The 13,015-nt window shown below is 57.5% G+C and carries 11 protein-coding genes and 1 pseudogene; 2 read left to right on the top strand and 10 right to left on the bottom strand.

Translation table 11 applies throughout. The annotated features are described in order from the left end of the window. From K289_RS0130030 to K289_RS0129995, 8 genes are all read right to left on the bottom strand, one after another. The gene (locus tag K289_RS0130030; RefSeq protein WP_198024798.1) at nucleotides 1–864 is read right to left on the bottom strand and encodes a branched-chain amino acid ABC transporter permease; all 864 of its coding nucleotides are present in this window, start codon (nucleotides 862–864) and stop codon (nucleotides 1–3) included. Nucleotides 865–905: 41 nt separating this feature from the next. Next, complete coding sequence (locus K289_RS0130025; RefSeq protein WP_027554879.1) at nucleotides 906–2,189, bottom strand: amino acid ABC transporter substrate-binding protein; 1,284 nt, start codon at nucleotides 2,187–2,189, stop codon at nucleotides 906–908. 128 nt (nucleotides 2,190–2,317) lie between these two features. Continuing rightward, complete coding sequence (locus K289_RS0130020; RefSeq protein ID WP_027554878.1) at nucleotides 2,318–3,109, bottom strand: alpha/beta fold hydrolase; 792 nt, start codon at nucleotides 3,107–3,109, stop codon at nucleotides 2,318–2,320. Between the two features lie 307 nt (nucleotides 3,110–3,416). Beyond that, nucleotides 3,417–3,827, bottom strand: coding sequence for a helix-turn-helix domain-containing protein (locus K289_RS53140; protein ID WP_371260869.1), 411 nt, complete (start codon nucleotides 3,825–3,827; stop codon nucleotides 3,417–3,419). 509 nt (nucleotides 3,828–4,336) lie between these two features. Further along, nucleotides 4,337–4,663: an NIPSNAP family protein gene (locus K289_RS0130010; RefSeq protein ID WP_027554877.1), complete on the bottom strand. Its 327-nt coding sequence runs from the start codon at nucleotides 4,661–4,663 to the stop codon at nucleotides 4,337–4,339. 94 nt (nucleotides 4,664–4,757) lie between these two features. Further along, complete coding sequence (locus K289_RS0130005; protein ID WP_027554876.1) at nucleotides 4,758–5,309, bottom strand: NADPH-dependent FMN reductase; 552 nt, start codon at nucleotides 5,307–5,309, stop codon at nucleotides 4,758–4,760. 289 nt (nucleotides 5,310–5,598) lie between these two features. Then, the gene (locus K289_RS0130000; RefSeq protein WP_027554875.1) at nucleotides 5,599–7,326 is read right to left on the bottom strand and encodes an acetolactate synthase catalytic subunit; all 1,728 of its coding nucleotides are present in this window, start codon (nucleotides 7,324–7,326) and stop codon (nucleotides 5,599–5,601) included. Nucleotides 7,327–7,527: 201 nt separating this feature from the next. Next, nucleotides 7,528–9,198: an FAD-dependent monooxygenase gene (locus K289_RS0129995; RefSeq protein ID WP_084788773.1), complete on the bottom strand. Its 1,671-nt coding sequence runs from the start codon at nucleotides 9,196–9,198 to the stop codon at nucleotides 7,528–7,530. Nucleotides 9,199–9,521: 323 nt separating this feature from the next. On the opposite strand from K289_RS0129995, the gene K289_RS45610 reads away from it, so the two are divergent. Both K289_RS45610 and K289_RS0129985 read left to right on the top strand, forming a co-directional pair. Then, complete coding sequence (locus tag K289_RS45610; RefSeq protein WP_084788775.1) at nucleotides 9,522–10,205, top strand: TetR/AcrR family transcriptional regulator; 684 nt, start codon at nucleotides 9,522–9,524, stop codon at nucleotides 10,203–10,205. Between the two features lie 70 nt (nucleotides 10,206–10,275). Next, a pseudogene (locus K289_RS0129985) lies at nucleotides 10,276–10,689 on the top strand (molybdopterin cofactor-binding domain-containing protein); the annotation flags it as partial. A gap of 56 nt (nucleotides 10,690–10,745) precedes the next feature. On the opposite strand, the gene K289_RS0129980 reads toward K289_RS0129985, so the two are convergent. Beyond that, on the bottom strand, nucleotides 10,746–12,188 hold the full coding sequence (locus tag K289_RS0129980; protein WP_027554872.1) for an aldehyde dehydrogenase: 1,443 nt from the start codon (nucleotides 12,186–12,188) through the stop codon (nucleotides 10,746–10,748). A gap of 104 nt (nucleotides 12,189–12,292) precedes the next feature. After that, complete coding sequence (locus tag K289_RS0129975; protein ID WP_051310943.1) at nucleotides 12,293–12,922, bottom strand: cupin domain-containing protein; 630 nt, start codon at nucleotides 12,920–12,922, stop codon at nucleotides 12,293–12,295. Nucleotides 12,923–13,015 lie beyond the last annotated feature (93 nt).

Here is a 13,015-nt window from a genome sequence, read left to right as displayed (position 1 = left end):
TTAGCGTCCAAGTAAGCCTTGGGGCCGGACTGCGAGAACGATCAACAGAAGCCCGAATGCCACCGCTGGCGCCCAAGACGGCCCGAAAAACGTGCCAATGATGCTTTCTGACAGGCCTAGGAGAACTGCGCCGATCAACGTTCCTAGCGTACTCGTCAATCCACCAAGAACGCAGATCGCGAACACAGTTCCGATGAAGGCTTCACCGGCTAGAGGCGTGACGGGCTGAATGATGATCAACAATCCTCCAGAGATTGCGGCCGATGCATACGCAACTCCGAAGGCTATCTGACGCATCTTGATTGGATCAACACCCATCAAACGGAGGGCGAATTGGTCCTGCGATCCGGCAAGGATTGCGCGACCAAAGAACGTGCGATGCAGACCGATATAGATCGCTGACAGGAGGCCTAGCGAAGCAATCGCTGGGACCAGGAGCCTAAACGGAACGACCGAGTCTCCGATCCTAAGGATGCCTTTGGCATATGCGACGTTGACTGTTCGAATATCCACACCAAAGACGAGCGAGAGAGCCATCTCCAACATGAACATGCATCCAAAAAAGAACGTCAGCCCTCTAAGCGGGTCTTGCCCCCGAACTTCGAAGCTTATGTGGTAGATTTTGTAGAGCGCCGCTCCAACTATGAAGAATGCGAGGGCAACCACTAGTGCTGCGAGGATTGGATCGAGACCAAACGTCTGATTCGCGGTAAACACCAGGAATGCCCCCAACACGGTAAATGCGGGATGAGAGATGTTGGGAACATCGAGCATGCCGAAGGTGATTGTAACCCCCACTGCAAGTGCTGCGTAGAACGCTCCCAACAAGAAGCCGGATAAAACCGCATCTAGGACAAGCGTCACCGAGAACTCCAAATGCCGATGCCTTCATCGATGGATCCGGCCTACTGGCCGAACGGATAGATCATTTGACCCGATTTGTAGGCGGGAGGATAAAGGATCACTTGGGTACCTGGCTTCCGAAACTGTTCGAGGTCGCTGTTTTTGACATTTTGGAATTGAACGAGGAGATTGCGCGCCGTCTGCCACTCGCCGTTCGTGCCAAACCTTATGGCTCCCGCGATCGTGTCAAATTGGTTTGATCGAATGTAGTCGGCGATCTTACCTTGATCGAGCTTGGCGATATCGGAGGTTGTCGTCTTCTCGATCGCTTCTTTGAGGATCTGCATGGCAGCGTAAGCAAAGGGCGGCGCATAAAAACCCAGGAGATCAGTACCGGCTTGAGCCGCCTTCACTTGGTAGCGCTCTATGAAATTTTTTATTCCGAGGGACGCAGTAGTGGTTTCTGGGACGTAGAATTCATAGTTCACGAAACCATTCAGCAACGGGCCAAGTTGAGCCTTGACCGCAGCGTACTGCAGCCCAACCATTGCGCCCCCAATCATCTTCGGCTGAAATTCGAGCTCCTTCACCGACCTGACGAAATTTGAGCTATCGACCGGATACGACGCGACAAAAACCAAGTCAGGCTTTGCAGCCTGTATCGCTCGTATTACCGGTGTCAGATCCACAATATTGGCCGGATAACCTTTGTCATAGACGATCCTGAAGCCGTACCGCGCAGCCAATTCGCGTGCTCCGTTAGCGGTCGATTTGGCCATCTCGGTATCGACGCTAACAATCGCGATAGTCTGTGGCTTCGGCGTCTGCGAAGCAGCAATTTCGAAAAATCCTCGGCCGATCTCCACTTCGGGGTTCACACCGCTCGGACATGCCGCAAAGTATCGGTCGTACTTGAAGACTTCATTTGGAGCGAAGCCGCAAAGTCCCATCAGGACGAGACCCCGCTGCTTGGCGAACGGAATAACGGGAATGATTTGCGGCGTTCCGTAACTCGAAACGATGACGTCGACTTTGTCCAGGTCGACGAGCTTGGTGTAGATGCCGGGCAAAGTCGCTGGGTTACTTTGGTCATCGTAATAGATCAACTTAACTGGTCGACTCATCACGCCACCGTTGGCGTTAACGTCATCTGCCCACATCTGGATTGCCAAGAGGGTCGCCTTGCCGTTCAGCGCAAGATATCCAGTCAAAGGCATACCGAAGCCGACAAGCAATGGTTCAGTTGCCTTCGCTAGAGGCCCCCACAACAAAGCCCCTGCAAAGACACACAGCGCGTAGACATATCTAACGAACGTTCGCTTAATCGCGCGGCGGTGATCAAACATTCCGTTCTCCCTGGACCTTGGGCTGAATGAGGCTGAAGGATCGGCGCGCGCGACGCACACTGCGTAACAATGCGGCTGGCTGCCGCCAATTGCGACCGCCACCCTCTCGAACCTGCGCGCGGATACGTTTAGCTCAGCGCGCTTTGCAAGAAAGCTCTCATGACTTTATTTACTTGCTCCGCGTGGGTGAGATTCGGAGCGTGCGCGGCTCCGTCGACAATCCTTAACTCAGCATTTGGAATTTTCGACGCCAAAAACTCGGCTTTGTCGGAAGTGATCGCTGGATCGGCACTGCCATGAATCACCAGCGTGGGCACCTTGATCGATGACACCTTCTCGGTAATGTCGTCGCGAGTAACGAGGGCTCGGAAAGCCTCTCTGAGGTTTGGAGCCTTCATGTTTGACCACTTGGATCGCCATGCCGGCGCCCCGGGCCAACCACTTCCGAGTATCGAGCTTTCGATCAGGTTCGCGGTTTCCGGGGATAGCCCCTGCTCTTGCCATTGCGCGATCATAGACAGATTTGCCTCATTCCACTCCGCCGTGTCGACGCCAGCTTGGGTGCCTATCAATACGAGCGCACTTACGAGGTCAGGATGGGTCAGCGCGCAGCGCAATGACAAGAACCCCCCTTGGGACATGCCGACCAAGACAGCCTTCTTGATGGACAGATGCCTGAGCACGGCCGCGAGATCATCCGCCGAGTCGTAGTAGCTAAACGGCTCCGCATTCGCGCCCGCGGTAAGTCCGTGACATCGCTCATCCCATGAGACGCATCGATATTGATCGCGAAACGCTTCCACTTGCGGTGCAAACATCTCGTGATCCATCAGGATCCCGTGAGAGAACGCGAGCACTGGCCCAACACCACCGGTGTCCTGATAGAAGACCGATTCACCATTAAGCTGCACTTTCGGCATCCGCCCTCAACTCCCTACCCGGCAAAGCCGATTGTTTCGCTTAAGCCACTCTCCGCACCACTGGGCGGATTAACCGGCGCTGCGTTATGTCCTCGTTTCCTGAAGCCCATGGAGGCGACTTCTGTTTCCAGCTCCCGAACGGCGGAAGATAAAAGGCGCGACTCAGGGTGACGAGCGGCACGCGCGTACGCGCTTCGCTTTCAACGTTTGCCCCCTGAATCGATGTTCTCGTTGGGTTCAATCCATATTATTTACGTTACGTAACGTTATAATGGAAGCAATGTCAAGCGGAAACTCGTCTGGACACTTATTGCGAAGCACCAAGTCGTCGGAGCGTCGAGTGAGATCGGCTTAGACCATCTGCTGCACGCTGACCGTCAACGAAACGCGCGTGCCTATCTGGCGTCAAACCGCTCAGCTGGTCGCCGATCAACCGCGAGACGATTCGATAGCATACGCAAGCGCGACTTTGCAGCTTGTTCCGATTGGAGATCTCCAGGACGCCGCGCGTCTTTCGTAGAAGGCCACTTTGCCCAAAGCGATTGAGAGCTTCCGTTATGCCGGCACGCCGCATTCCAAGGATCGTAGACAAGTTCTCGTGTGTTACGGGAACCACATTATGTTGCAAAGCATCGCACGCGAGCGATAGCCAGCATGCGAGACGCGGCTCTAATTGATGGCACACGCCACACAGTGCGGTCTGCGCGGTTTGCACCATCAATGACTGAACATGGTTCAGCAGGCGCTCTCGGATTACGGGGCGGTCTCGCATGACTTTGTTGAGGTTGTCTAGGTGTATCGTCGCTGCGGTGCCAGGCACTATCACTATCGAACGGTGCGCCGATTTTTCGGCGCCCAGCAAAACGCATGTGCCTACGGCGCCTTGGCTTCCGACCATCGCGGTTTCGAGCACACTCCCTCGGGCCAACGTTCGAAGCGAAACGAGTCCGGCTTCTAGGAACGTCACGTACTCTATGCGCTTATTCGGCTCATGCAGGATCTCACTCTTCTTCAAGACGACTGGCTTGAGGTATTTCCAGAGGTGGGAGAAATCCTCCCGCGGTAGGCCTCTGAGGATTGAATTGCGGATTCCCTGATCTTGAAGTTCAATGACGCTGGACATACTCGTCATCGTTAACTCCTGATCTCAGGCACCTCGCGCGATAAGGCTCGCGAGGCAGGTCGATTAATTTCCGCCTGCCCGAACCATCGGGGTCGCGTCGCACTTCACGTCAACGCAGAGAACGCCGTTGGCCGCAGCAGTTGGCTGACGACTTTTTCGACGATCTCACCATCTTCCTCAGCCTTGGTCCGGGCCGCTATCCATTCCGCGTCGCCAAGTAAGGCGGCCCACTTCTGCTCGCGGTCCGCCGTCGATTCCCAGGCTAGCAGGTAAGTCAGCTCCTGACTTGAATCGTCCTCCAGGGCGGTGAAGAAACCAATCTGCCTGATACCGTGCTTCTCGAAGAGCTTTAGCGTGTGCACCTCGAAGAGCTGGAGTAGTGCCGACAGTCGGCCCGACTGACAGCTGTAGACACGTGTCTCGTAGATCATTGTCAGTCCTCCGGATCACGTCAAATTTGGGTCGAGCGCGCGAGGTCAAGCCAGCCACCTGGCGGCGGCGGACTCAATGAATTGCAGACCTGCGTCATGCATTGTGCTTTTCGGCGTGCACTGCGAAGAGGTCGATATAGGCCTGCAATACTGTTCTGAGCGACTCTTTGACGAGTTCGCCCTTGTCGTCGAAAGCATCACCCACTGCGTTAAGGTAGATTTCTGGCTGCTGCATGATCGGTCCGGCCAGGCCAGGCAGGATGTTTTGCAGGTTCTTCGCCGCATTCACTCCCCCAAGTTGCCCCGGCGCGTTGGAGATGATGCCGATCGGCTTGCCATTGAATGAACTCTTGCCATAGGGGCGCGAGCCGACGTCAATAGCATTCTTAAGCACACCCGGAATCGCGCGGTTGTATTCCGGCGTAACGAACAGCACGCCATTCGAGCGCTGCAGCTTCTCGCGGAATGCCGACCAGTCGGCAGGTGGCGTGGCCTCCAAATCCTGGTTGAAGAAGGAAACGCCATGCAGGGTGACAACCTCGAGCTTGAGCGAACTGGGCGCAAGCTTAGCGAGCGCATTGGCGATCTTGAGCGAGAAGCTCTCTTTGCGAAGACTACCGACAAGCGTGACAACGTGGTGGGCCATGATCCGCCTACTTGGAAGAGGAAGAGAAAATGGCCCGGCAGCAGTGGGCCGCCGGGCCCAGTGAGGGAGAACAGAAGTGCGATCTCGCAAGAGGTAGAGCTGCGAGCATGAGATGAAGACGATCTCTTCTGAGCAAAAAGCAACCAGCGCCGCACTTCTAACGCAATATTACGTTACGTACCGTTTTCATATGTCCTTGTCAAGTGTTTTGGCGACTGAGGCATGTGGCGTCTGATCCCACACGACGGCCCGCCGCTGGCGTTGCGCTTCCGCTCGATCGCCGCGCTATTTAATGGTCGCTCTCAAAGAGAGAGACCGGCGCACGCGCATCTGGGTCTGTCATGACATCGATCACAACGGGCCGACTGGAGTCGAATGCCGCCTCAATGGCCGGACCTATCTCTTTATGGGTCCGAACCGTGATACCAACGCAGTCACAAGCCTCGGCTAGTTGAGCATGGTCGACTGAACCAAGATCACAGGCGCTCGTGCTCTTGCCAAACTCCTTCTCCTCAGCGTGCTTTTGGTACGCGAGTATACTGTTGTTTAGGACGATCACGGTTACCTTGATGCCTTCCCTGCGCGCGGTTTCGAGTTCGGACCAGCAGTGAGCAAAACCACCGTCGCCGACAACTGCAACGACATTGGCGTCCGGTCTGGCGAGTTTGGCTCCCATTGCCATCGGTAGTCCCCACCCCAATCCCGCAAGTCCCCTCGGGAGCAAAAATCTGTTGCCCACTTTCCGCGCCGGCAAGTAGGTCGCAACCCAGTTGGTCGAATAACTCGCGTCGGCAGCAACAATCGAATCAGGTGGAAGCAATCTTGCCAACTCAAGCATGACGGCCTCGGGCTTAACACCCGAGTTGCCAGGAGTAGCCCGCTTCTCAAGTTCAAGTTTTGCGTCTGCGCGGGAACGCGCGACTCGCTCCGAAACGTCCTCGAAGTTTGGCTTTGGATACTTGCGCAGAGCCTCTGACACAACAAGGAGAGTTTCCCGCGCATCGCCGATCAAGGCGAGGGAATCGTAGTTCCGGTTCGTCTCCGCAGGATCGACATCGATGTGAATAAATTGCGCTTTCGGATCGAACAGACGCCAGGTGTCTGTGCCATTCTGGTTCGTGCGATTGCCTACGAAAAGAACGACATCCGCAGACCTGACATAGTCGCGAATGCCGTGACTGGGCGCTGAAGGTCCCATCGAATTACCGAGCACGCCAAGGCTCAGCGGATGATCTTCGCTTACAGCCCCCTTGCCCATGTTCGTAGTACCGACCGGAACGCCGAACTCGGCCTGAAATGCCGCCACCACTTCGGCGGCGCCGGACAAATGCACCCCTCCGCCGGCAACAAGCAGCGGTCGGCGGGCGTCTGCTATGACCTCAGCCGCGTATTTGACCTGCTCGGGCGCCGGCACACTCCGCGAAAATGGATGGGTCGCCATTGTCGGACGTCGCTTGAGAGCTAGGCTCGACTTTTCGCGCAGGAGATCCATCGGTAGGAGCAACACGACCGGTCCAGGCCGACCGCTAGTTGCCTGTCGAATGGCCGCCTCAATTTGCTGCTCAGCCCGGTCCGGAAAGTCAACCCGACCAATCCATTTCGCGCAACCACGGAAAAGAGCATCGTGATCGTATTCCTGGAACGCGTTCTTTCCGGCGTCGAGGCGTGGCACGTCTTGCACGATCGCGAGCAGAGGAATCGATGCCTTGAGAGCTTCCGCCAGCGGCGGAACGAGTAGGGTTGCCGCAGGGCCGTTCTGAGCAGCAACGAGGCCAATTGCCCCTGAAACACGCGCAAACCCGTCCGCCATTGCACCACCTGCATTTTCGGTCCGATATGAGACCTGACGGATACCGAATTTGGGTGCCAGTTGTAGGAGGTGTTGTGGAATGCTCTGCCCGAAGATCGTCGTGATCCCGCTTCGCTGCATATACTCAAGCAACAGCTCGGCCGTTGACCTGCTGGCTGGCGCGGCCGGATCACTGCGTGATACGGAGATCGAAGTCGCTGTATTCATAACATCCCCTGTTTCGATTAGTCCGCGAAACTAAAGTTATCTTCGCTGCGTTCGTAAATTTTCAACGTGACGCCGCTGGATTAGCTAAGGACATCGCTAACTCGCCCGCTTGCAAACGATGCCCCCTCCTCCGTGCGCGATCCAGGCTGTTGCCTTCTGATCACGGAACAGTTCACGGCGTAAGCGAGATGATGAGGTGCACTACGCGGGCCGGCTCAAGATCGAAGCGAGCGCGTCGATGAATGCGGGGTCGGTCGGCTCCAGTCTGGAGCTCTTACGCCATGCAACGTACCCATCGGGGCGGACAAGAACGGCACCGTCAGGATTGAGGCCGTAGGCCGCAAGAAAGGCTCCATCTTGGTCTTCGAGGCCCGCTCTACCGACGACGTAGCACCCCAGAGGGACCGCCAATCGCTTAGCTGCAGCATCCGCGATCGCAGTCCAATCGCCATCCTGCCCTGTGAGTAGCGTAAAGCCAGGACCAAATAGATCCAGGGTGGATAGACGTCCTTCCCGCCCGAGCCACACGTGAGGAGCCCGATGACCGGGACGCGCGCTTGGCCTGTAGTCTTTATAGGCGTCCGGAACGTTGGGCGGCGCAGTGCCGTCTGCAATGACAGCCGTTGAAGTATAGTACGATCCGAGTTCTATGCCAAAATGCTTGCCGTACCGGTGATTAGCAAGATCAATATCGGGTAGATCAATGCGGCCATCACCCGAGGACATCATGGCGCTCCGAACGGCTCGATTATCCCGCTCGTTTTGCAGACACTGGTCAGCGGCCCATCGCGTAACCGGACGGTGTTCTACATCATAAGTCTCAAGCAGATCCTCACCTGCATGGCCATTGATCACAAATGCGAGTTTCCACATCGCGTTCTGAACCCCGCGGAACCCACTGTTCAGACCCAACCCACCAGTTGGCGGCAACTGATGAGCCGCATCGCCGATGACCATCACTCGACCAGACACAAACCGCGCGGCGGTTGTCGCACGGAATCGCCAGCGACCGATGGAGAGCACTTCAATCGGAAGGTCATCGACGCCGACGGCAGCTCGCACGGCCTCGATGCATTGGCGCTCGTCGGCGGCCTGATTACGTGGCTCATCGAAGTCGACCGAGATCTGACTCAGCCAACGCCCCTTGGAGTCGAGCGGCATCAATGCGCCGGTTGATGTACCGTTGGCGTAGAAGAAGATTGCCGCGCGTCGGTTGTCGACATATCGCTCTATGTCTGCGCGGAAGTAGCAGTTGATGTAGCTATAAAGGTTTTTCTCCCCGTCCAACTCGATACCCAGCTGACTACGTATTGGGCTATCGACGCCATCGGCAGCAAGAAGAGCCGCCCCCTCCAAAACTTCCTTATTTCCTGTAGTGATATTCTCAATCTCAATCGCAACGGAACGATCGCCCTTGCTTCCCCCATGAAGCACGCGTCCGGCGGCATGGCCAAACCGGAGGTCAATTAGATCTGAAGCCAGCCCCCCATCGTATAGCACCTGCTCCAGAAGGTCTTGAGACGACAAGATAGAGCTTGACGGACTCACGTCCCTGCCCGGCCCCACAAATCCCGGAGTTGCAATTTGCGCCGGATGCCGACCGACAATGCTCTCGACAAATCGAATGCGGTCCTTCCAGTCGTCCGCCATATCAATGTTTTTCAGGCGCTGGTGGATCGCCGACCCCCAACCTCGTGCGATCTCCATAGACCGCGTGCTGATGACCCGCGCCTTCGGATGCCACGCCGTCGAAGTGTGCCGCTCGATTACGACGGACGGCACTCGAAATCGAGCCAATTCGAGCGCGGCCGCCATACCAACCGGTCCACCTCCCACGATGATAACCGGACCTGGCGTGACGTCCGTGGACATGAGCTCCTCCCGGCAGCTTTATTTTGCGCTGTAGGCCTAAAGCGACCCAGCACCCAACAATCAATTAGATACTTTACGTAACGTAATATAAAGCGCAAGTCAATCAAAGCATGCCTGGTGCTGTCTGCCAGGCCTCATCTCGTAATTCGCCTAGGAGTCTCCCGTCGGCTGCTACCGATTGTTGGCTCGCTTCGAACGGCGCAGGGGTGAGGCCAAAGCCCCTTGTATTTACGATCGGAATCCTGGATTTTGGTGATCTTGGGTCGAGTCAGCGAATGGCTGTTGTCGGGCTAGAGCCTGTCCCACTCAAATACAGAGTCAGCATGATCCGTGAGAAGAAGTCTAAAAGCGGCCGCCCGCGAAGCGAAGAAGCGAGACTAGCAATCCTGCGGGCAACGAATCAGCTGCTCAATCAGGTCAGCGTCCGCGATCTAACAATCGAAGGTATTGCGAAAGCCGCGGGTGTGGGCAAACCCACGATATATCGTTGGTGGCCGAACAAGGCGGCAGTTGTCATTGATGCCTTTTCCCAGACGGTCTCAAGCCAGCTGCAATTTTCTGAGGATGGTTCGGTCGTTAGCGCACTTCGAAAACAGCTTCGGCAAATTCATAAAGAGGATCGCGGACGGGTCGGCCGGATAATGGCCGAAATCCTCGCCGAAGGTCAGTTCGATGCTGATGTCTTACGGATGTTTCGAGAGCGTTACCTGGATCTTCGTCGCGCCCAAGCAAAGGCTTTAATCGAGCTCGGGAAGCAGCGGGGAGAGATCTCGTCGGATTTGGATGCAGACCTTGCGATCGACATGATTTACGGGTCGACCTACTATCGTCTCCTCGTCAGACACCTCCCTCTCGAGGATGCTTTGGCAGATCAGGTTATGGAATGGGTATTCGCCGGCTTTGCACCGCGATCTAACTCGGTGAAGGCGGAAGTCGGAACCGCTAGAACGCAGAATTCTCGGCGGCCTCGCGTTAGCCGAGCGGGCAGGAAAGCTTCCTTGACGTGAGACCGCGCCCTACCTTGCTGCGGAGAAGGCCGGGTGGGCGCAGCCGACGCCGGCCGGAAAGGCGCGCGGCACCTCGCTGCAGTTTGCATTCGGCAGCTATCTATCGCAGGTCGCCGAAGTCGCAGTCGACGCAAAGGGAAAGGTCAAGTTCGAGCGCATCGTGTGCGCGGTGGACTGTGGCCTAGCCGTGACGCCGAGCATGATCGACGCGCAGCTGCAGAGCGGGACGATCTTCGGGTTGACCGCGGCGCTGCGTGGCGCAATCACCATCAAGCATGGCCGCGTCGAGCAGTCTAATTTCGACACCTATCCGCCTATGCGGATCGACGAGATTCCTTTCATCGAGATCCACATTGTGTCGAGTACCGGCGATCCCGGAGGCCTCGGTGAGGCTGCCACCGCGATCGTCGCGCCTGCGGTGACGAATGCGATTTTCGCGGCGACCGGGCGGCGCATCAGAAAACTACCGATCGAAGAGGTCTGAGCATCGCGGCCACGTTGGCCGCGTCGCTCGTTGGCAGTTCACACTGCGATTTTGCGTCAGAACGGATAGTGCTGCGGGCCGTCGATCGTGATCCAGCGCAGTTCCGTGAACTCATCGATGACAGCCTTGCCGCCGAACCGGCCATAGCCGCTCGATTTCATGCCGCCGAACGGCATCTGGGCTTCGTCCGAGACAGTGGGACCGTTGATGTGGCAAATACCGCTCTGGATGCGTTTTGCGACCGCCAGTGCACGAGTCACGTCACGGCCGAAGACAGCCGCCAAAAGGCCGTATTCGGTGTCGTTCGCGACACGCACCGCTTCATCAACACCAGCAACACGAATGATCGACTTCACGGGCCCGAACGACTCTTCGCCGTAGATCTTCATCGCGGACGACACGTGATCGAGCAGGGTCGCCTCCACGACGGTGCCGTTCCGCTTGCCGCCAGCGACAATTCTGGCGCCCTTGGCAACACCATCCTTGATGAGATCGTCCATCCGCTCTGCGGGTGCGAGATCGACGAGTGAACCCAGCACGACCTGTCCGCGCGGGTCGCCAGCCGGCAACTTCGACGCTTTTGCTGCGAATTTCTCGACAAACGCATCGGCAATTTTCTCATCCACGATGATCCGTTCGGTCGACATGCAGATCTGCCCCTGGTTCATGAAGGCGCCGAAAGCTGCCGCATCGACGGCCTGGTCGAGGTCGGCATCATCGAGCACGATCAGCGGCGCCTTACCGCCAAGCTCCAATAACGCCGGCTTCAGGTGTTCGGCGGCCAACATGGCGATGACGCGTCCGACCTTGGTTGAGCCAGTAAAATTGACCCGGCGGACGGCGGGATTCGCAATCAGCGCTTCGACGATCTTCGGCGCATCCTGCGGCGCGTTCGACAGAACGTTGACGACGCCCTTCGGGAAACCGGCGTCGTTGAGGACCTGACCGATCAAATGGTGCGTGCCCGGGCAAGTCTCGGAGGAGCGAAGGATGACGGTGTTGCCGCAGGCGAGCGGCGCCGCAATCGCACGCGTGCCCAGGATAACCGGCGCGTTCCAGGGCGCCATGCCGAGAACGACGCCCGCCGGCTGCCGGACAGTCATCGACCAGACGCCCGGCTTGTCGGACGGGATCACTTCACCGGTAATCTGTGTCGTCAGGGCCGCCGCTTCGCGCAGGATACCGGCAGCGAGATGGACATTGAAGCCTGCCCAGGTGGCGGTCGCGCCAGTTTCCTCGAGCATGAGCTTGATGAAGTCGTTGGTACGCCTTTCCATCAGATCTGCGGCGTTGAGCAATAGCGCGCGGCGCGACGATGGGCCGGTTTCCGACCATGTCTCGAAAGCCTTTGCCGCTGCAGCGACGACCTTCCTAACATCTGCCAGGCTCGCTGCCGGAGCGCGCGTCGCGACCTTGCCGGTCATCGGGTCTTTGCGCTCGAATGTCGCTGCGCCTTCGGCCGCGACGGCCGCGCCATCGACAATCAATCCAATATCCATTTGGAGATTCTCCGTTGTTTCCTGCGTCTCGCTCCCTACAACAAGCTACGCTGCGATCCGTTTGCAGGCCGTGTATCTGTAAAGGTGCATTCCGGATCGGCGTCTCACGGCTTCTTCGTGGGGTCATCGGCGGGGTTCTCGTAGACCGTATCCGTTGGCCCCGAGCCGGTGATCAGTACAGTGACCGCCTGGTCGCCGGTCATCGCGAAGTGCGCAGCGCCCGACGGCTCGGTGTATACCGACCCGACGGGAAGTGTTCGGAGCGCAGGCTTGCTGAAGCTTGGGCCGTAGCCAAACATCCAGGTGCCCTGAAGCACGGTGCCGAGCCGATCACCTGCGTGATGATGTGCGGCAATCGTCGCATGGGGCGCGACTTTCAGCAGTTGGCTGTACGGCCCTGGCTTGGACGGATCGCCCAGGATCGTAATTACTTCGACCTTGGCGTTGCCCGACCCTCCTACGCCACCGGTCGGCGCGATCGTAGCCAATTCGGAGGGCGTCTTGGAGTAGTTCGGAAGCTGCGGCGCCGGCGGCTGCGCAGCTGCGGGGGCAGCAAGCATGATCGTGACGAGGGCGACAATCGTCTGGTTCCGGGGCATAGCTTTTCCTTCCTTTTGCAGAATTGGTCGATCGAGGCTCATGGGGTCGCCGCAAGTCATCGGGTCTTTGCGCTCGAATGTCGCTGCGCCTTCGGCCGCGACAGCCGCGCCATCGACAATCAATCCAATATCCATTTGGAGATTCTCCGTTGTTTCCTGCGTCTCAGAGCTCGAACCATCTGCGTCACATCGCGCAGCCGTTGGTCATTGGGTCATCTGGTGATTTCA

It is taken from the genome of Bradyrhizobium sp. Cp5.3, from assembly GCF_000426265.1.
Classification (GTDB): domain Bacteria; phylum Pseudomonadota; class Alphaproteobacteria; order Rhizobiales; family Xanthobacteraceae; genus Bradyrhizobium; species Bradyrhizobium neotropicale.
Note: the sequence above shows the minus strand (reverse complement) of the source record. Positions and strands in the feature narration are given on the sequence as shown.